The organism is Streptomyces sp. NPDC059003 (assembly GCF_042740445.1).
Lineage (GTDB): Bacteria > Actinomycetota > Actinomycetes > Streptomycetales > Streptomycetaceae > Streptomyces.
In genome coordinates, this window is sequence record NZ_JBHYJH010000023.1 from 32,714 (window position 1) to 49,489 (window position 16,776).

Consider the following 16,776-nt stretch of genomic DNA (forward strand, 5'->3'; position numbering starts at 1 on the left):
CCAGGCACGGAACCCAGGCACGGAAAGGCGCACATGATGAGTGAGACGATCGCGGACATAAAGATCCCGGACAGCGCTCTGGCACGGGAGGCGACCGAGCTGGTGCGCGCCGCGGCGTCGCCGCTGCTGTTCGACCACTCGCGGCGGGTGTTCCTGTTCGGGGCGCTGCGAGGCCGGGCGCAGGGGCTCGACTTCGACCCCGAACTGCTCTACGTGGGAGCGATGTTCCATGATCTGGGGCTGACCGAGCGGTTCCGCCGCACGGACCAGCGGTTCGAGATCGACGGCGCCGACGAGGCCCGCCGCTTCCTGCACGCGCACGGCATCACCGGCGAACCGGCCGACCGGGTCTGGACGGCCGTCGCCCTGCACACCACCCCCGAGGTCCCGCTGCACATGGCCCCCGAGGTGGCCCTGGTGACGCGTGGGGTGGAACTGGACGTGCTCGGCATCGGCTACGACGCCGTCTCCGCCGATCAGCGCGCGGCCGTGGTCGCGGCGCACCCGCGCCCGGACTTCAAGAACCGGATCCTCGCCGCGTTCGCGGACGGACTCAAGGACCGCCCGCACACGGCCTTCGGCAACGTCAAGGCGGATGTGCTGGCCCACTACGTGCCGGGCTTCCGGCGCGGCGACTTCGTGGAGGTCATCAAGGGCTCCGAGTGGCCCGAATGACCACGGCACCGAGTGGCCGCAAGAGTCACGGCGCCGCACGCGCCGACCGGCAGGTATCGTCACGACCTTGCCCGGAACGCTCCCCCAGGCCCCCTAGAGGTACCCGTTGACCCCGTACTCCCTCGCCTTCTACCTGGACGTCATCACCTCCGCAACGGTGCTCGGCGTGCGGCCGTCCGCCACCCCCGACCAGGTCACGGCCGTGCTGGGGGACGACTTCGCCGAGAACTCCGCCGACCGCCGCAGCATGTGGCGCGACTACGGCATGGCGGAGTTCTTCTGGCACCGGGACTCCGCCAACGCCCCCTGGGAGGGCCATCACTTCACTCTGCAGGTCCATCGCCTCGCGGGCGGGGACAGCAGGACGGTCAACGACGCCATCCGGGCGGAGTACGGTCGCTTCGACCGCCGGTTGCGCTTCGCGAAGGTGCGCAGACTCCTCGAGCGGCGCGGCGTGCCGCTGGTGGAGCTCCCGGATCCGGCGAACTCCCCTCACTACCGCCGGTTCTGGCAGCCGGATTCCCAGGTCTCCGTGTCCGTCATCGGCACCCGCGAGGAGTTCCTCACGCCGTCCCGGCTGCGTACGGACGATGTGTACGCGATCAGTGGGTCCGTGCCGTCGCCTGTTTCGACGGGTCGTTGACCGTGAGCTCGTCGCCCGTCCTGGAGACGAAGACGACAAGCAGCTTGGCCGGTCTGGTCCGGCTGGTGTTCTGTGTGGACACGTGGTGGGCGCCCGGCTGCTCGACCCAGTTCTCGCCCTGGCGGTAGGTACGGGTCGGCTCGTCGTCGAGTTTGCTGCGGACGGTGCCTTCCAGTACGTACGCGTACACGAAGGCCTCGCCGTGCCGGTGCGGCTCGGCGCGTGCGGCGGGCGGGAAGTCGACGGTCGCCGAGGTGAACGTCTTCCCCTTGACCTGCGGAAGGGCCTGTTCGATCAGAGGTGTGCGCGTCGGGTGCTCGGCGGTCGAGGCAGTTGAGGCAGTTGAGGCGGTCGAGGTGGTTGAAGTGGTTGAGGCGGCGGGGCCCTTGGCGGCCGACTGCGGCTCCGCCTCGGCGGTGCACGCGGCAAGCGCGGTCACTAAGCCGACCGCGAGCAGCGCACGGGTGACACGTGTTCCGGGTACGGCCGTTTCACGGCGTACGGCGGTGGGTGCTGTTGTCGTCATGATCCCGACCGTATGCGGGCAACGGCCCGCTTCCGTGGGCCATTTCGGAGGGGATTCACTGGGCCACTTCATGTGCTGCGCAAGGACCGGGCCAAGGCGACGAGTCGGTCGAGGGCCGCGTACGCGGTGCTGCTCGGCGGCCGGCTGTAGCCGATGATCAGCCCTTGTGTGCGGCGCGGGCCGTGCCAGAACGGTGCCAGGCCGAGGAGCGCGACGGACCGTTCCCGCGCTTCGGCGATCATCTCCTCCTCGTCCCGGACCGCCAGCACGGCGTGCAGTCCCGCCGCGATGCCGGTCAGCGGGAGACCGGCGGCGATCAGGTGGTCCCGCCTGCGCCGGTACTCGCCGCGCGTACGGCGTACGTGCCGGTCGAAGCGCCGGTCGCGGATGAGCTCGGCGAGGGCGAGCTGGTCGAGCGGTGGGGCCTGCTGGTGCAGCACGCGGTCCAGCACCGGCCCGGCGAGCCGGGGCGGCAGCACCAGCCAGCCGAGCCGCATCGCGGGCGCGAGGGTCTTGGAGGTGGTGCCGCCGTAGACGACGCGGGCCGGGTCGAGGGCCTGCAGGGCACTCACCGGCTTGCGGTCGAAGCGGTACTCCCCGTCGTAGTCGTCCTCGATGACGTACCCGTCGACCCGCCGTGCCCATTCGACGAGCTTGCGCCGCCGTACGGGGCTGAGGGTGACGCCCAGGGGGAACTGATGGGCCGGGGTGGCGAGCACCGCGCGGGCGGGTGTGGCGGCGAGCGCGGTGATGTCGAGGCCGTGCGCGTCCACGGCAACGGGGTGCACGGTCAGACCGGCGCGGGAGAGCACCTCCTTGTGGGTGTGCAGACAGGGGTCCTCCATCGCGATGTGCCGCAGCCCCAGGTCGCGCAACGCCGCTGCCACCAGGGCGAGTCCGTCGGCGAAGCCGCTCGTGACGAGGATCTGGCCGGGCTGCGCCGTCACGCCGCGCGTACGGCTCAGGTAGTCGGCCAGGACTCCGCGCAGCTCGGGCCGGCCCCGCGGATCGCCGTAGCCGAATGGGTCGGCGCCGGACCGTGTCGCACCGCGCACGGCCGCGGCCCAGCACTGGCCGGGGAAGAGCGAGGTGTCGGGGACCCCGGGCCTCAGGTCCCAGCGCGCGTTCACCGGGGACGTGTACGTGCCGATGGAGCGCGCGTCGGCCGCTGGGGCGGTGTCCGCGGGGCCGCCGGTGCCTGAGGCGTCGCGGGCGACCTTGGTGGCTGCTCCCTGCCGCGTGACCAGCCAGCCTTCGGCGGCCAGTTGGGCATACGACTCGACGACGGTCCCCCGCGCGACACCGAGCTGCGCCGCCAGGGCGCGGGTGGACGGCAGGGGGTCGGACACCCGCAGCCGACCGGTCCCGATCGCCGCCCGCACCGCCGCCGCGACCGCGTCCGCCAAGGGCAAGGACGCGTCGAGCTCCAGATGAAGGTCCATAACTGGTCCACCAGGTTCGGGGTGCACTGGTTCAAGATTGTGGACCAGTGTACGGAGCCGAAAATACGGTGCCGGCATGACTTCACATCACGGGAACTCCGGTACGGCACAGCAGGCGGTGCGCAGGATGCACCACCGCGTGCAGAGCGCGGGCGACAACATCACCGCGTGGCGCATCGCCACCGTCGTGGCGCGGCTGGCCCTGGCGGCGTCGTTCCTCTCCGCGGTCTCCGACCGGCTGGGCCTGTGGGGAGAGCCCGGCACGAACTCCGTGGCCTGGGGCACCTTCGACAACTTCGTGACCGCGAGCCACGACCTCATGCCGTATCTGTCGGGCGGGACGCTGCGGGCCGCCGCCGCGGCCGCGACCGCCGCGGAGCTCGGCCTCGGCGTCGCGCTGCTCCTCGGGGTCGCCCTGCGCTGGACGGCCTGGCTGACCACGGCGCTGCTCCTGGTCTTCGGCCTGTCGATGGCCGTGTTCGTGGATCCGCAAGCCCCGTTGATCTACTCCGTCTTCAGCGCCCTGGCCGCGGCGGCCCTGCTCGCTCTGGCTCCGCGGGACGCGCTGGTGTACACGGTGAAGGCCTTCGACCGCGCCTGACTGACATCCCGCGGATCGCTCAGCGGCTGTTCGTCCCGCACGGGGCGGCGGCCGTCACCGTCTCCTCGTCCGGCCGAGTCCGAGCCGCCGCCTGATCGTCTGCCGTTCTTGACCGGTATCGGCCCGGGATTCCTTCTCGGCGTTGATTGCGGCGGTGAGGAAATTGCGGGCCAGTGCCAGCTGGTTGCGGTGCGGCAGGTCATCCTCGTGGCGCGCCGTCCGGATCAGGTGCAACTCGTCCATGAAGCGACTCCCCTGTCATTCCTGGAACTTGTAGCCGAGGCCGCGGACGGTCATCAGATGGCTCGGGTTCCCCGGTTCCGGCTCGATCTTGAGGCGCAGTCGTCGGATGTGGACGTCGATGGTCTTGACGTCCCCCACATGGTTCACGCCCCATACGGAATCGATGATCTGCCGTTTGGTCATGACCCGTCCCGCGTTGCGCAGCAGCAGGCTGAGCAGGTCGAACTCCTTCAAGGGGAGGGTGACTTCCTCGCCCTTGACCATCACTTGGTGCTGGTCCAGGTCCATACGGACGGGCCCCACCTCCACTACGGAGGTAGGTGCGGGATTCAGGGTTCCCCGCCCCCGCAGGACCGCGCGCATCCGGGCGACGAGCTCGCGTTCGGAGTACGGCTTGGTCACGTAGTCGTCGGCGCCGATCTCCAGGGCCACGATCTTGTCGATCTCGCTGTCCTTGTCGGTGACCATGATGATCGGCACGTTCGAGGTGCTGCGCAGCGTGCGGCAGACCTCGAGTCCGGACAGGCCCGCGAGGACCCAGTCCAGGAGGATGAGGTCGGCGCCGTCGCTGTGGAACCGGTGTACGGCGACGGGGCCGCTGGCGACGCTCTCCACCTCGAACCCCTCCCCGCGCAGGGTGGAGGACAGTGCGGCGATGTCGGCGGCATCGTCCTGGACGACGAGCACGCGCGTCACGCGGCCTCCCCCACCATCCGGTCGCAGGCTCCGGCGATCCGACTGCGCGCCCTGTCCTCGGCGAGCTGGACTCGCCTGACGGGGATGCGGAGGGCGTGGGCGACCTCCTGGACGGACAGACCCTCCCAGGCGATCAGCAGCAGCACTTCCCGCTGCCGTCTCGGCAGGCCGCCCAGCGCCGCGGCCTGCCAACTGCGGCACGCGCCGTGCGGTGCCGTCGGTGTCCGGTACTGCCGGACCTCCACGCGCCAGTGCTTGGCGATCACCCTGCCGGCGATGCCGTAGAGCCATGGGCGCGCCCCGCACCGGTCCGGGTCGTACCGGTGCCGACTGCGGAATGCCTTGACGAAGGTCTCCGCCACCACGTCGTCGGCCAGGTCCTCCCCCAGTCGGCGCAGCGCGTACCGGTACACCTCCGGCGCGCGTCGGTCGTAGACCTCGGCGAAGAGTTCCGGCTCGACGAGCGAGCGCTCTATCAGTACGGCATCGGGGTGTCTCATGGGTCGTTCGCCTTCATTCGCGGGTCCCTGCTGTTCGTAGGGACGCCCGCGAGGGGTGCCGGCTATGCCTCGGAAGGCGATCGACGGGACGGGGCTACAGTCCCAGGTCGAGAGCCAGGCACGCGTAGTACTTCCATGAGCCCTCGGGGCTGTACGTGCCGTGGCCCTCGCCGCCCCGCTCGGCCTCGACCTCTTCGGTCATGTCCTCGAAGCGGATGCGTTCGGGAAGCCTGCCGAAACGCTCGTGCCGCGCTGCCTCGGCGGCGTCGCCGGTGCGTTCCCCGTTCATGACCGATCTCCCCTTCGTCGATGGTGCACGGCGTTCTCTTCAAGGGTGGGACGAGTATCAGCGTGCCGTGCTACGCGTCACCAGTCAAGGCGGTGACGATCTCGGCCCTTGGATCGTTCAGAGGCGGTCGGCGTCGACCACCGCCTGGGCGAAGGCAGTGGGTGCTTCCTGCGGAAGGTTGTGCCCGACATCCGCGATGGTGCGGTGCTGGTAGGGCCCGGTGAAGTGGTGGCGGTAGGTCGAGCCGTCGCCGGGTGGGGTGAAGGGGTCCAGGGCCGCGTCCAGGGTGACGGTGGGCACGTGGATGGAGGGCTGGGCGGCGAGCAGCTTCTCGTAGCGGTCGTAGCGGGGGTCGCCCTCGATGAGGCCGATGCGCCAGCGGTAGTTGTAGAGGACGACGGCGGCGTAGTCCGGATGATCGAAGGCCCGGGCGGTGCGGTCGAAGGTGGCGTCGTCGAAGTCCCAGTGGGGAGAGACGAGCGTCCACACATAGCGGCAGAGCGCGATGCGCTGTTTCGGGTCCTCCATGGCCTTCTTGCCGCGCTCGGTGGCGAAGTACCACTGGTACCACCAGTTGCGCTCCACGGCCGCCGCGGCGGGCTCCAGTTGCGCCTTGAGGTTGGTGATGAGGTAGCCGCTGGTGGAGACCAGAGCCTTGACGCGTTCGGGCCACAGGGCGGCGATGATGTCAGCGGTGCGCGAGCCCCAGTCGAAGCCGGCGAGGACCGCCTTGTCGATTTTCAGGGCGTCCATCAGGGCGATGATGTCGAGGGCGACGGCGGACTGTTCGGCGGTACGGGGAGTGCGGCTGGAGAGGAAGCGGGTGCCGCCGTGACCGCGCAGGTAGGGGACGATGACGCGGTAGCCCGCGTCGGCGAGGAGCGGGGCGACGTCGACGAAGCTGTGGATGTCGTAGGGCCAGCCGTGCAGACACAGGACGACTGGTCCGTGCGCCGGCCCGGCCTCGGCGTAACTGATGCTGAGGGCCCCGGCCTTGACGCGCTTCATCCGGGGGAATGCGGTGTGGGTGCCGGGGCGGACGGCGGGCACGGTCGGCGCGGGGCCATTGCTCGGCCGGGGCCGGGCGGTGGTGGCTGACGCCTGGGCCGGCGGGCCGGAGAGCGAAACGGCTGCCGTTCCGGTGCCCAGCCCCACGGCCTTGCTGAAGGTACGCCTGTTGATCATCTCAAACCCTCCGTGATGTGCGGCCCGGATCGGCGACACACGCACTCTCGCCGACGGCGACTTGGGACACATCAGTCGCATGACGGTGCCGCGGGGCGACATCGTCGCGGGGGCGGGGCGCCCCGATCCCGTGAGCGCAGTCATTCGACTGAGGTGTTTCGCATCGGGTTGCGAGTCCAGCCTGGTCAGAGCCGTGCGTCAGCGCGGTGGACGGAAGCGCGGAGGTGGGCGACGCCCAGGTCGATCGCGGCCTCCAGGTGGGCGAGGCCGCCCGTGGTCATGAGGATCAGTACGCCGCCCTGGATACCGGCCAGGAGGGCCGCGGCCTCGCGATCGGCGTCGAGCCCGGGCTCGATCTCGTCGTTGCCCTGCATGTGGCGGATCCCCGCGGCGAGTTCCCGCTGCCACCGGCCGAGCAGTTCGCCAGCCACGGCCCGGGTGGCATCGGTGGCCCCGCCCAGGTGGGCGAGCGCCGCGTGGAGGGGGCAGTTGCTGCCCTGCGCGCGGTAGCGGGCGACGACCTTGTCGCGCCACTCCTGCCAGGCCGCCCAGGAGGTGAGGGAGCCGAGCTCCGGCTGCTGTTCGTCGATCACCCTCGACGCCTCGTGCCGGGCCACGGCGAGGAGCAGTTCATCCTTCCCTTCGGGGAAGTAGTGGAAGAGCTGGCTCTTACTGGTCGCCGTGCGGGCCATGACGTCCTCAAGGCGCACCGCGAACACGCCCTGTTCGCGGATCTGGTCGGCGGCGCCCTCGATGATGCGCTGCCTGGTCGCGGTGCCCTTGCGGGTCAGCGGCATGAGTCCTCCCGGCGCGAGCTGTTGTGTTCCCTGCAAGTTGCGCTTTATTCAAGTGGGTCGGGCGCGGCGCGCGAGGGCCGCTCCGGGTGACGGTTCGTCAGGGCAGGAGCAGCAGTTTCCCGGTGGTGCGACGCGACTCCAGGTCCGCGTGGGCGCGGGCCGCGTCCGCGAGCGGGTAGCGGCCGGTGACGCGCGGGACGAGCCGCCCCGCCAGGGCCAGGTCGAACAGCTCCCCGGTCCGCCGCAGCAGGGCCTCGCGGGTGGCGACGTGGTGGTGCACCACGGGGTAGGTCAGCAGGATGCTGTTGGGCAGGTCGGTGGGGCGCAGCGTGGGGACGCCCATGAAGGGGCCGTAATAGGCGTGCACCCCGTGCGGGCGCAGGGCCAGCTGGGAGGAGCGGAACGTCCCGGCGCCGCCACCGTCGTAGACCACGTCGGCGCCCTTGCCGCCGGTCAACTCCCTGACCTGCTCCTCGAAGCCGCCGCCGGAGTGGACCAGAACGTGGTCGGCACCGGCCTCCTTCGCTGTCGGCGCCTTCTCCTCGCGGGAGACCAGGCCGATCACCCGGCCGCCGCGCGCCTTGATCAGCTGCGTGAGCAACTGGCCCACGCCGCCCGCCGCGGCGTGCACCACGGCGGTGTCGCCCGGGCCGATCGGGTAGGTCTCGGTGCTCAGGTGGCTGGCGGTGAGGCCCTGCATCATCACGGCCGCAGCGGTCTCGTCGCTGATACCGTCCGGCACCTTGACGAGCGAATCCGCCGGGACGGCGAGCAGCTCGGCGTAGCTGCCCGGGTGGTAGAACCAGGCCACCCGGTCACCGGCGGCCAGGTCCCGCACCCCCTCGCCGACGGCGGTGACGTAGCCCATCCCCTCCACGCCGAGGATCACGGGCGCCGCCCAGCCGGGGCCGCCCTCGGCGCGGGCGCCGACGTCCATGTAGTTCACGCCGGCGGTACCCAGCCGCACCAGCGCCTCGCCAGGGCCGGGTGACGGGTCGGGCAGCTCGGTCCAGCGCATGACCTCGGGGCCGCCGTGCTCCTCGATGCGGATCGCATGCATGGGTGACACCTCTCTGCCGGTGGGGCGCGTGTTGCGGGAACGGCAGCACCGTAGGTCGCCAAAAATGGACCAGCAAGTCCAAACTCTGGTGTGCGCACGGTAGTTGATCGGCCTACGTCGGCGGCGTACCCATCGATCCGTATGAAGGCCCGGCTCCGGGTGGCCCGCCGCTCCGCGCCATGAGGGAGCGCCCCGGCATACGGAGTGGCTGAATGGTGTGGGTGCTCTCGCGCACAGCGGCGTCGTACATCTGCGGGAGGTCCGTCGGCCAACGGGACATGCTTTCCTCGTTGTTCCGTTCGCCCTGCCATCTCCCTCAAGAGTTCCCTGGCCACAGCGGGTGTGCGCAGCACCGCCCGGCCCGCACTGCCGTGCGACCCCGCGGTCCTCGCATCCATCGAGTGCAAGGCCGGTCGGCCAACCCAACGTCTCGAGGGCGTCAGCGACCGTACACTCCCAGCCATTCGTCGGGACGAAGGCAAGGGCCGCAACGCCATCACCGTGACCGGGACAGGGGATGCCACCCATGAAGGAAATGCAAGGGATCAGGATCACGACCGGCAATCGCGAGACGGGCGCGAAGGCACCCGTTGATGCCCTCCGGCCCTCCAAAGAGGCGCTGAGCTCGAAGAAGGAGATCCTCCCGATCCTGACGCGGCCCGATCAGCCGACGAAGGGGATCCTCCCCATCCACACGCGGCCGGACCAGCGGGGCTGAGGCGTTCGGTCCCGGTCTCGGGGAGCCGCACGGCAGCGTGAGGGGGCGTGGGGTGGCGGTGTTCGAGGCGCTGGAGCCGGACGATCCGCGGCACATAGGGCGCTACCGGCTCGCGGCACGGATCGGCGCCGGAGGGATGGGCCGGGTGTATCTGGCGCGCTCGCCCGGCGAGCGGCTGTTCGCGGTGAAGGTGGTCCGCCCGGATCTGGCCCAGGACGGTGACTTCCGGCGCCGCTTCACCCGTGAGGTGGCCGCCGCGCGGCGGGTCAGCGGGGCCTTCACCGCGGGCGTGGTCGACGCCGACCCGCAGGGTTCGCCGCCCTGGCTGGCCACCGTCTACGTCCCAGGCGTTTCCCTGGACGAGGCGGTCGCTGGATGCGGCCCCTGGCCTGCCCGGCCGGTCTTCGCGCTCGGCGCCGGTCTTGCCGAGGCCCTGGAGGCCATCCACTCCGCGGGCATCGTCCACCGCGACCTGAAGCCCTCCAACGTGCTCCTCGCCGCCGACGGCCCGCGAGTGATCGACTTCGGGATCTCCGCCGCGAGCGAGGCCAGCGCGCTGACCCGTACCGGGATGGTGATCGGCACTCCCGGCTTCATGTCCCCCGAGCAGCTCACCGGCCGCCCCGTCGGACCGGCCAGCGACGTCTTCGCCCTCGGCGCCGTCCTGGCGTACACCGCCACCGGCACCGGCCCGTTCGGCTCCGGCGCTCCGCTCGCGCTGCACTACCGCGCCGTGCACGAACAGCCCGACCTGGCTCCCCTGCCGCCCGAACTGCGCGCCGTGGTGGCCGCCTGCCTGGCCAAGCAGCCCGACCGGCGTCCCGCCGTGGCCGCTCTGCTCGACCTGTTGGCCGCCGCGGGCGGCGCGGGCGGCGCGGGCAGGGCGACGGCCGCCGCCTCACTGCTGCTCACCGAGCCCGGCTGGATGCCCGACCAGGTCGCCCGACTCATCCGGGAACACGCCGTGCGCACCTCGCCCTCCGTGACGCCCATGCCCACGCCGACCTGGGCCAACATCGGCGCCACCGCCCCACCGGGCCCGTCCCCCTCACCCTCCGTCGAGCCGTCCGTCGAACCGTCCGTCGGGCCCTCCGTCGATCCGTCCGCCGAACCACCGGCCCCTCCCACCGCCCCCGCGGCACGCAAGCTGCACCGCGTCCCCACGCAGCGCGGACGACAACCCGCCCCGGCCTCCGCTCCCGACCCACCTCGTACGACTCGCAGCCGCCGTCCCGGGCTGCGTCTCGTCGCGCTGGGGGCAGCCCTGCTCCTCGTCCTCGTCTCCGGCCTGTACCTGCTGGAGCGCAAGCCCTGGTCACACGGTGCGGAAGCCCGCTCCGTCACCCGGCCCGGCTGTGACGGCAGCGCCTACCCGGTCTCCTGGACCAGGGCGGGCAGCACCTTGGCCTGCTCATCGGACGGGACCACGCTGCGCAAGCTCCGGAGCTCGAACGGCCGGATCGCCGAGAACAACGGCGAGCTCCAGTTCCGCCTGAGCGACGCCCCCTTCCCGCGCCACTACGAACTGTCGGTCGACGTCACCGGGCTCACCGAAGCGGACCCGACCGCAGAAGGCGGCTGCGCCGGATTCGCCACCCACACGGGCGGCGCCGGAACGACCTTCGAAGAGCTGGCGGTCTGCCCGATCACCGCCGACAAGGGAAAGATCGGCGTGGTCAAGGTCCTCAACGGCACCGAGATCGACCGCGAGGAGAAGGATCTGCCGCGCGGCGGCGCCCCCTACCGTTTGACGGCCGACGTGACGGCGAGCACGGTCACGTTCTCCGTGGCGGCCGCCAGTGGTGAGTCCAGCACCATCCAGACGGCCACGGTCGCCTCGACCACCAGCTACATCGGTCTCACCGTTTTCTGGAAGACCGCCGGCGCCCGCGCCACCTTTTCGAACTTCCGCTACCAGCCCCGGTGACCGCCGCCCTTGCGCGGCGTCGTCGCGTCGTGGCGCGGGAGCTCGAAGCCGACCTCCGCGCCGCCGTCCGCGGGGCTCGTGGCGAAGACGGTGCCGTCGTCGGCCGTGATGAGGTCGTGGACGATGGCGAGGCCGAGGCCGGAGCCGGGCACTGACTGGGTGCGGGGGCCGCGGTAGAAGCGGTCGAAGACGGCCTGTTGTTCGGCGGGGTCGATGCCGGGGCCGTGGTCGCGTACGGTCACGCGGCTGCCGTCGATGTGGAGGGTGATGGGTGCGGGGGCGTCGCTGAACTTCACGGCGTTGCCGAGGACGTTGTCGATGCAGCGTTGCAGGGCGCGGGGCCTGGCCCGTACGGGGACGGGGTGCGTGCTCGTGACGGAGATGGTGCGGCCGGTGCGCTGGCGGAAGCGGTGCGCGCTGTCCTCGGCCGCCGTGAGCAGGTCGACGCGGGCGGGTTCTTCCTCGGTGGAGCGGTCGGTGGCGAGGTCGACGAGTTCGCGCACGAGGTCGTCGAGGGCCGCGGTCTCGGTGACCAGGGTGGTGAGGATCTGTTCCTCGTCCTTCGGATCGAGTCTGCCGCGGGCCCGTTGCAGGAGTTCGACACTGCCGCGTATCGAGGTCAGCGGGGTGCGCAGTTCGTGGCTCGCGTCCTGGACGAGTTGCTGCTGCTGGGCGCGGGAGCGGCGCAGTGCGGTGAGCATGGTGTCGAAGCTGCGGGTCAGTCGGCCGATCTCGTCGGCACCGGCGGGCGGCAGGGGCGTGGCCAGGTCCTGGGTGGCGGTGATGCGCCCGGTGGCACTGGCCAGGCGGCGGACCGGGCGCAGGATGCGGCCCAGGACGATCCAGCTCAGTACGGCGGACAGGCCCGTCGCGGCCACGGTGGTCCAGGGGACACGCCACAGGAAGGCGTTCTCGACGCGTGCGACGCCTTGGTAGTGCTGTCCGACCATGACCGCTCCCCCGTCGGGCAGGGGCTTGGTCAGCACGCCGTACTCACGGCCGGAGACGACCACGTCCTCACGGCTGCTCCCGGTGCCGGTACGGGCCACGCGGCGGGCCGGGTCCGAGACGGGCAGGCGGTCGGGGCCGGGGCTCAGGGGGCGCACGGTGCCGTTGGGGAGCAGCAGTTGTTCGGTCATGTCAGCGCGTGCCGGTGGCTTGCGGGAGGCGCTCAACAGGGTGGTGACCATGTCGGCGCGGTCCTCGAGGCCGCGTTCGAGCTCGTCGGCGACGAGGTCGCTGACGTTGCGGTACGACGCGGCGACGCTGACGGTGATGGCGAACACGGCCGCCGCGACGACCACGAGCGTGACCTTCGTACGCAGGGTCAAGCGGGACAGCCGTGACAGCCGTGTCAAGGGGCCTGCCATCACGCCGGCCGGACGGTGTAGCCGACGTTGCGCACGGTGTGGATCAGGCGCGGGGCTCCGTCGTGTTCGGTCTTGCGCCGCAGATAGCCGATGTAGACGTCGAGGGAGCGGGACGCGGTGTCGAAGTCGTAGCCCCATATGCGCTCGTAGATCTGGGTGCGGGTGAGGACGACACCGGGGTTGCTCAACAGCAGTTCCAGGACGTCGAACTCGGTCTTGGTCAGGTCCAGGAGCCGTGGTCCGCGATGCGCCCGGCGGGTGGCGGGGTCGAGGGTGAGGTCGGCGACGGCCAGGACCTCGGCGGTGTCCTCGGGAGGCGCGGTGCGGCGCAGCAACGCACGGATGCGCGCCAGGAGTTCCTCGGTGGCGAACGGCTTGGACACGTAGTCGTCGGCGCCCGCGTCCAGGCCTGCGACGCGGTCCCCGATCTGGTCGCGCGCGGTGAGGACGAGGAGGGGCAGCCGGTCACCGCGCCTGCGCACCATCCGGCACAGCGCAAGGCCGTCCAGGCCCGGCATGGCCACGTCCACCACCGCCAGGTCGGGACTCTCCTCCTCGATCAGGCCGAGGGCCCGCAGCCCGTCGGAGGCCAGCCGGACCCGGTAGCCCTCGAAGCGCAGCAGTTGGTCGAGGGTGCTGCGCACACCGGGATCGTCCTCGACGACCAGGACCGTGCGACGGTGCTCATGTACCTCAGTCATGAGGTCATCTTCGCTGGTGGGGGACGTGGTCAGGGAGCTGGGGCGGGGATCGCCGACGTCGACGCGGTCGCCCGCGAGTCCGGCCCTTCGGGACCGGGGACGGCCGGTCAGGCCCCTTCGTGTCGGCGGGCCCGGTCGGCGTGCCCAGAAGCGCGCCGGTCAGCCCGAGCAGCTGCGGGCGCAGGGTGCATGAGTACCGGATCGGACGTCAGCTCCCAGCGCACCGGCATCGGCCCCCACCGCTCCGGCGAGCGGATGTGTTCCTCTTCCCGCCGCTGGTCGGCCACCATGCCCGCGAGCAGTTCCCTGGCCCGGGGCCACCGGAGCGGGTGCGGCCGCGAGCACGGCGAGAACGGCCGCACCGACCAGGAACAAGGCCTTACGCCCCCCGCGGCATGCCAGGGCCGAAATCCCCCGACATGCTGCCAGTGTGGCGGCACACCACAGGTCGGCGGGCGGGAATCCCGGCGTTCCCCCTCCGGCGCCACCGAGCGGGAATCAGCGCGCGACCGAGCGGAATCAGCGTGATCCAAAACGCCACGAAGTGGACCTTCCAGGACCGGTTGACCAGGGTCACCCGAAGTCCTACATTCTGGTCATCGACGCGACCACAGAGGGACGCGCACCATCGCGGTTTTCAGGGGGACGACGCGATGCACTGGTACTTCGACGTGCTCAAGAAATACGCCGTGTTCAACGGGCGCGCGCGGCGCAAGGAATACTGGATGTTCACGCTGATCAGCTCGATCATCACGGTCGTGCTCGCGCTCGTCGACATCGCGCTCGGCACCGGCCTGGTCATCCAGGCGATCTACAGTCTGGCGGTACTCCTGCCGAGCATCGCCGTCGGCGTACGGCGGCTGCACGACACCAACCGCCAGGGCTGGTGGCTGCTGCTGTTCCTGATCCCGGTCATCGGCGCGATCATCCTGATCGTGATGCTCGCCACCGACAGCAAGCCGCACAACGCGTACGGGCCGAACCCCAAGGAGTCCGCGCCCGTCTACTGATCGGCCGTCAGGGCCTGGGCGAGCACGGCGGCCTCGCCGGGGCCGCGGCTCTTGAGCGCCGCCGGGACCCCTCCCACGCCCGCGGGCCTACGGTCGTGCTCCATGTCGAGCACGCTCGAAGGCGGACGGATGGGCTGGTTCAAGCGACGTCGGTCCCGTGACAGCGGACCGATACTGATCCACGCGACGGAGGCCGCGGCCGACGCGGCCATGGAGAGGGCCGCGGCGGCGGGCCTCGAACCCGGCGACGGCAGCCTCAGGGCGGGCGACGCACGCTGTCTCGTCCTGCGGGGCAGCGACGCCGAGAAGGCCAAGCGGTACCTGCTGGACGAGCACGACGTCACCGAGGGGCAGTACCGCATCGTCGTGGAGACTCCCCGCGGCAACTGGGGCAGGGACATCGACGGCCTGTATCTGGAGCGGCTGCTGCCGTGGCAGCTGGACACCACGGCAGCAGAGTGCTCAGGCGTCGTCGTCTCCGTCATGAACGCGGCCGGGGTCATCGCGGCCGCGCGCGGACGGGGGGACAACTTCCTCGTCACGGTTCGGTGCGGGACATGTGCCCACGAGTGGTACGACGGCCTGCGCTACCGCAGCGTCACGGCGGTGCGCTGTCCGTCGTGCGCGGCGGTCAATCGGGTCGACAGCCACGGCATCATCGTCGCCGACCTCTGACGCGCGGTGCCGCATGCGACCTGATGCGCAGTGCCGTACGAGGCAGAAGGGTCTGCCTCATCGGGAGGTGCCGGTCCCCACCGACGGCAGGTAGCGCGGCGCCCGCCAGGCGTGCAGGCGCCGCTCCACCGCCGCTCCCAGCGACAGGAGCTTGCCGTCCTGGTGGTTGCCCGCGATCAGGAGCAGGCCCACGGGCAGCTCCTGCACGGAACCGGCGGGTACCGACAGGGACGGGTAGCCGGACACGGCCGCGGGCGTGGAGGACGGGATCACGTCGTTGTCGCCGCGCGCGCAGTCCGTCGTCCAGGCGGGCGGGTTCGTCGGCGCGGCGATGGCGTCCAACCGGTGGGTGGCCATGGTCTCGTCGATGGACCGCCGGGACAGGTCCTTCAGCTCGGCCCGCATCGCCCGGTACGCGGGGTCGGTGGTGGGCGGGGCGGCCAGGGCCTGCTCGAACAGCTCCTGGCCCGCGAAGCAGGTCTGCTCCGCGGGGTGGGTGCGGTTGAACTCGATCAGCTCGGCGAGGTTCCGCGGCCCCTTGCGGGTGGCGAGGTAGGCGTCGATGTCCCGGTGGAACTCGCTCAGGAGCGCCGGGAATTCGAGTGCGGCGAGCCGCTCCTGATACGGGGGCGTCACCTCGACGACCTCGGCTCCCGCGCCGCGCAGCTCCTTCGCGGTACGGGTCATGACGGCGTCCACCTCCGGGCCGAGCGAGGGCAGCCGCCACAGACCGATCCGCTTGCCGCGCAGGCCTCCGGGACGGATCAGGTCGCCCGGGGCCGCGGCGGACGTGCCGGAACGGGAGCCCCCGCTGAGGACCGCGAGGGTGAGCGCCGTGTCGGTCACGTTGCGCGCCATGGGCCCCGCGGTGTCCTGCTCCGCGGAGATCGGGACCACGCCGGACTGGCTGACCAGGCCCAGGCTGGGCTTGTGGCCGACCACTCCGTTCATCCCGGCCGGGCACACGATGGAGCCGTCCGTCTCGGTGCCGATCGCCACCTGCGACAGCGACGCGGCCAGGGCGGCGGCCGACCCGGAGGACGACCCGCACGGATTGCGGTCGAGGACGTAGGGGTTGTGGGTCTGGCCGCCCACCGCCGACCACCCCGATGTCGGCTTCGCCGCGCGGAAGTTGGCCCACTCGGACAGGTTGGTCTTGCCGAGGATCACCGCGCCCGCCTTGCGCAGCCGGGTCACCAGGACGGCGTCGGTGTCCGGCGGGCTGCTGGCCAGGGCGAGGGATCCGGCGGTCGTGGGCAGGCCGCGGGTGTTCACGTTGTCCTTGATGAGAACGGGGATGCCGTCGAGCGGGCCACGGGTGCGGCCCTGCCGGTGCCTGACGTCGCTGGCGGCCGCCTGCCGCAGGGCCGTCGGGTCGGTGCGCAGCACCGCGTTGATCTTCGGGTCGACGGTCTTGATCCGCCCCAGGTAGGCGGACGTCAGCGCCGACGACGTCAGCGAACCGTCCGCCATGCGGGCCTGTAACTCCGGGATCGTCACGGTGTCGAGATCGACCCCGAGCCTGGCGGACGAGCCCGTCGCGGGCGGCGAACTGCCCCCGGGACCGGCGGTATCAGCGGCTTGAGCAGGCAGTTGCGGTACGCCCGCACAGAGAGCGCCCACGACCAGGGTGGCGGTCAGCGCGGCCACGTTCCTCTTTCTCATGGTCTTCATGGTCTTCATGCTCCTCATGCTCCTCATGAGGACCAGCCGACTAC

The 16,776-nt window shown here is 71.2% G+C and carries 19 protein-coding genes; 7 read left to right on the plus strand and 12 right to left on the minus strand.

From position 1 onward, the window contains the following. Nucleotides 1-36 precede the first annotated feature (36 nt). Nucleotides 37-675 carry an HD domain-containing protein gene (locus ACFWZ5_RS12085; protein ID WP_384785739.1) on the plus strand — a complete coding sequence of 213 codons (639 nt, stop codon included), beginning with the start codon at nucleotides 37-39 and terminating at the stop codon, nucleotides 673-675. 106 nt (nucleotides 676-781) lie between these two features. Next, nucleotides 782-1,318, plus strand: coding sequence for a hypothetical protein (locus tag ACFWZ5_RS12090; RefSeq protein ID WP_384785741.1), 537 nt, complete (start codon nucleotides 782-784; stop codon nucleotides 1,316-1,318). Here the strand turns inward: ACFWZ5_RS12090 and ACFWZ5_RS12095 are convergent. Then, nucleotides 1,278-1,844: a cupin domain-containing protein gene (locus tag ACFWZ5_RS12095; RefSeq protein WP_384785744.1), complete on the minus strand. Its 567-nt coding sequence runs from the start codon at nucleotides 1,842-1,844 to the stop codon at nucleotides 1,278-1,280. The two genes, ACFWZ5_RS12090 and ACFWZ5_RS12095, sit on opposite strands and share 41 nt — an antisense overlap. Nucleotides 1,845-1,912: 68 nt before the next feature. Then, nucleotides 1,913-3,286 (minus strand): PLP-dependent aminotransferase family protein, encoded by a 1,374-nt coding sequence (locus ACFWZ5_RS12100; protein ID WP_384785747.1) that lies wholly within the window; start codon nucleotides 3,284-3,286, stop codon nucleotides 1,913-1,915. Between the two features lie 76 nt (nucleotides 3,287-3,362). On the opposite strand from ACFWZ5_RS12100, the gene ACFWZ5_RS12105 reads away from it, so the two are divergent. Beyond that, nucleotides 3,363-3,887, plus strand: a complete 525-nt coding sequence (locus tag ACFWZ5_RS12105; protein WP_384785750.1) for a hypothetical protein — start codon at nucleotides 3,363-3,365, stop codon at nucleotides 3,885-3,887. A 54-nt stretch (nucleotides 3,888-3,941) separates the two neighbouring features. On the opposite strand, the gene ACFWZ5_RS12110 is transcribed toward ACFWZ5_RS12105, so the two are convergent. The 7 genes from ACFWZ5_RS12110 to ACFWZ5_RS12140 form a co-directional block, all read right to left on the minus strand. Then, complete coding sequence (locus ACFWZ5_RS12110) at nucleotides 3,942-4,130, minus strand: hypothetical protein (RefSeq protein ID WP_384785753.1); 189 nt, start codon at nucleotides 4,128-4,130, stop codon at nucleotides 3,942-3,944. A gap of 15 nt (nucleotides 4,131-4,145) precedes the next feature. Beyond that, nucleotides 4,146-4,826, minus strand: coding sequence for a response regulator (locus tag ACFWZ5_RS12115; RefSeq protein WP_384785756.1), 681 nt, complete (start codon nucleotides 4,824-4,826; stop codon nucleotides 4,146-4,148). Further along, entirely contained in the window at nucleotides 4,823-5,326 is a 504-nt protein-coding gene (locus ACFWZ5_RS12120; RefSeq protein WP_384785759.1) for an RNA polymerase sigma factor, read from the minus strand. The genes ACFWZ5_RS12115 and ACFWZ5_RS12120 overlap by 4 nt, the downstream gene beginning before the upstream one ends. Before the next feature lie 94 nt (nucleotides 5,327-5,420). Continuing rightward, nucleotides 5,421-5,615 carry a hypothetical protein gene (locus tag ACFWZ5_RS12125; protein WP_384785762.1) on the minus strand — a complete coding sequence of 65 codons (195 nt, stop codon included), beginning with the start codon at nucleotides 5,613-5,615 and terminating at the stop codon, nucleotides 5,421-5,423. A gap of 117 nt (nucleotides 5,616-5,732) precedes the next feature. Continuing rightward, the gene (locus tag ACFWZ5_RS12130) at nucleotides 5,733-6,800 is read right to left on the minus strand and encodes an alpha/beta fold hydrolase (protein WP_384785765.1); all 1,068 of its coding nucleotides are present in this window, start codon (nucleotides 6,798-6,800) and stop codon (nucleotides 5,733-5,735) included. Between the two features lie 185 nt (nucleotides 6,801-6,985). Further along, nucleotides 6,986-7,597 carry a TetR/AcrR family transcriptional regulator gene (locus ACFWZ5_RS12135; protein WP_384785768.1) on the minus strand — a complete coding sequence of 204 codons (612 nt, stop codon included), beginning with the start codon at nucleotides 7,595-7,597 and terminating at the stop codon, nucleotides 6,986-6,988. A 97-nt stretch (nucleotides 7,598-7,694) separates the two neighbouring features. Beyond that, nucleotides 7,695-8,657, minus strand: a complete 963-nt coding sequence (locus tag ACFWZ5_RS12140) for a quinone oxidoreductase family protein (RefSeq protein ID WP_384785771.1) — start codon at nucleotides 8,655-8,657, stop codon at nucleotides 7,695-7,697. Nucleotides 8,658-9,183: 526 nt separating this feature from the next. On the opposite strand from ACFWZ5_RS12140, the gene ACFWZ5_RS12145 reads away from it, so the two are divergent. Together ACFWZ5_RS12145 and ACFWZ5_RS12150 are read left to right on the plus strand one after the other, a co-directional pair. Continuing rightward, a complete protein-coding gene (locus tag ACFWZ5_RS12145) occupies nucleotides 9,184-9,375 on the plus strand; it encodes a hypothetical protein (protein WP_384785774.1) in 192 nt (63 codons plus the stop codon). Between the two features lie 52 nt (nucleotides 9,376-9,427). Beyond that, complete coding sequence (locus ACFWZ5_RS12150; RefSeq protein ID WP_384785776.1) at nucleotides 9,428-11,302, plus strand: serine/threonine-protein kinase; 1,875 nt, start codon at nucleotides 9,428-9,430, stop codon at nucleotides 11,300-11,302. Here the strand turns inward: ACFWZ5_RS12150 and ACFWZ5_RS12155 are convergent. Both ACFWZ5_RS12155 and ACFWZ5_RS12160 read right to left on the minus strand, forming a co-directional pair. Next, complete coding sequence (locus tag ACFWZ5_RS12155; RefSeq protein ID WP_384785779.1) at nucleotides 11,287-12,633, minus strand: ATP-binding protein; 1,347 nt, start codon at nucleotides 12,631-12,633, stop codon at nucleotides 11,287-11,289. The two genes, ACFWZ5_RS12150 and ACFWZ5_RS12155, sit on opposite strands and share 16 nt — an antisense overlap. Nucleotides 12,634-12,671: 38 nt before the next feature. Further along, nucleotides 12,672-13,373: a response regulator transcription factor gene (locus ACFWZ5_RS12160; protein ID WP_384785782.1), complete on the minus strand. Its 702-nt coding sequence runs from the start codon at nucleotides 13,371-13,373 to the stop codon at nucleotides 12,672-12,674. A 653-nt stretch (nucleotides 13,374-14,026) separates the two neighbouring features. Between ACFWZ5_RS12160 and ACFWZ5_RS12165 the strand changes: the two genes are divergently transcribed. Further along, nucleotides 14,027-14,383 (plus strand): DUF805 domain-containing protein, encoded by a 357-nt coding sequence (locus tag ACFWZ5_RS12165; protein ID WP_384785785.1) that lies wholly within the window; start codon nucleotides 14,027-14,029, stop codon nucleotides 14,381-14,383. 102 nt (nucleotides 14,384-14,485) lie between these two features. Next, the gene (locus tag ACFWZ5_RS12170) at nucleotides 14,486-15,058 is read left to right on the plus strand and encodes a hypothetical protein (protein ID WP_384785788.1); all 573 of its coding nucleotides are present in this window, start codon (nucleotides 14,486-14,488) and stop codon (nucleotides 15,056-15,058) included. Between the two features lie 57 nt (nucleotides 15,059-15,115). On the opposite strand, the gene ACFWZ5_RS12175 is transcribed toward ACFWZ5_RS12170, so the two are convergent. After that, a complete protein-coding gene (locus ACFWZ5_RS12175; RefSeq protein ID WP_384785866.1) occupies nucleotides 15,116-16,723 on the minus strand; it encodes an amidase in 1,608 nt (535 codons plus the stop codon). Nucleotides 16,724-16,776 lie beyond the last annotated feature (53 nt).

Excerpts from the sequence above, each read along its gene's own strand:
- ACFWZ5_RS12085 (WP_384785739.1), top strand. The coding sequence starts at position 37 with ATGAGTGAGACGATCGCGGACATAAAGATCCCGGACAGCGCTCTGGCA.
- ACFWZ5_RS12095 (WP_384785744.1), bottom strand. The coding sequence starts at position 1,844 with ATGACGACAACAGCACCCACCGCCGTACGCCGTGAAACGGCCGTACCC.
- ACFWZ5_RS12100 (WP_384785747.1), bottom strand. The coding sequence starts at position 3,286 with ATGGACCTTCATCTGGAGCTCGACGCGTCCTTGCCCTTGGCGGACGCG.
- ACFWZ5_RS12105 (WP_384785750.1), top strand. The coding sequence starts at position 3,363 with ATGACTTCACATCACGGGAACTCCGGTACGGCACAGCAGGCGGTGCGC.
- ACFWZ5_RS12110 (WP_384785753.1), bottom strand. The coding sequence starts at position 4,130 with ATGGACGAGTTGCACCTGATCCGGACGGCGCGCCACGAGGATGACCTG.
- ACFWZ5_RS12120 (WP_384785759.1), bottom strand. The coding sequence starts at position 5,326 with ATGAGACACCCCGATGCCGTACTGATAGAGCGCTCGCTCGTCGAGCCG.
- ACFWZ5_RS12125 (WP_384785762.1), bottom strand. The coding sequence starts at position 5,615 with ATGAACGGGGAACGCACCGGCGACGCCGCCGAGGCAGCGCGGCACGAG.
- ACFWZ5_RS12130 (WP_384785765.1), bottom strand. The coding sequence starts at position 6,800 with ATGATCAACAGGCGTACCTTCAGCAAGGCCGTGGGGCTGGGCACCGGA.
- ACFWZ5_RS12135 (WP_384785768.1), bottom strand. The coding sequence starts at position 7,597 with ATGCCGCTGACCCGCAAGGGCACCGCGACCAGGCAGCGCATCATCGAG.
- ACFWZ5_RS12140 (WP_384785771.1), bottom strand. The coding sequence starts at position 8,657 with ATGCATGCGATCCGCATCGAGGAGCACGGCGGCCCCGAGGTCATGCGC.
- ACFWZ5_RS12145 (WP_384785774.1), top strand. The coding sequence starts at position 9,184 with ATGAAGGAAATGCAAGGGATCAGGATCACGACCGGCAATCGCGAGACG.
- ACFWZ5_RS12160 (WP_384785782.1), bottom strand. The coding sequence starts at position 13,373 with ATGACTGAGGTACATGAGCACCGTCGCACGGTCCTGGTCGTCGAGGAC.
- ACFWZ5_RS12165 (WP_384785785.1), top strand. The coding sequence starts at position 14,027 with ATGCACTGGTACTTCGACGTGCTCAAGAAATACGCCGTGTTCAACGGG.
- ACFWZ5_RS12170 (WP_384785788.1), top strand. The coding sequence starts at position 14,486 with ATGTCGAGCACGCTCGAAGGCGGACGGATGGGCTGGTTCAAGCGACGT.
- ACFWZ5_RS12175 (WP_384785866.1), bottom strand. The coding sequence starts at position 16,723 with ATGAGAAAGAGGAACGTGGCCGCGCTGACCGCCACCCTGGTCGTGGGC.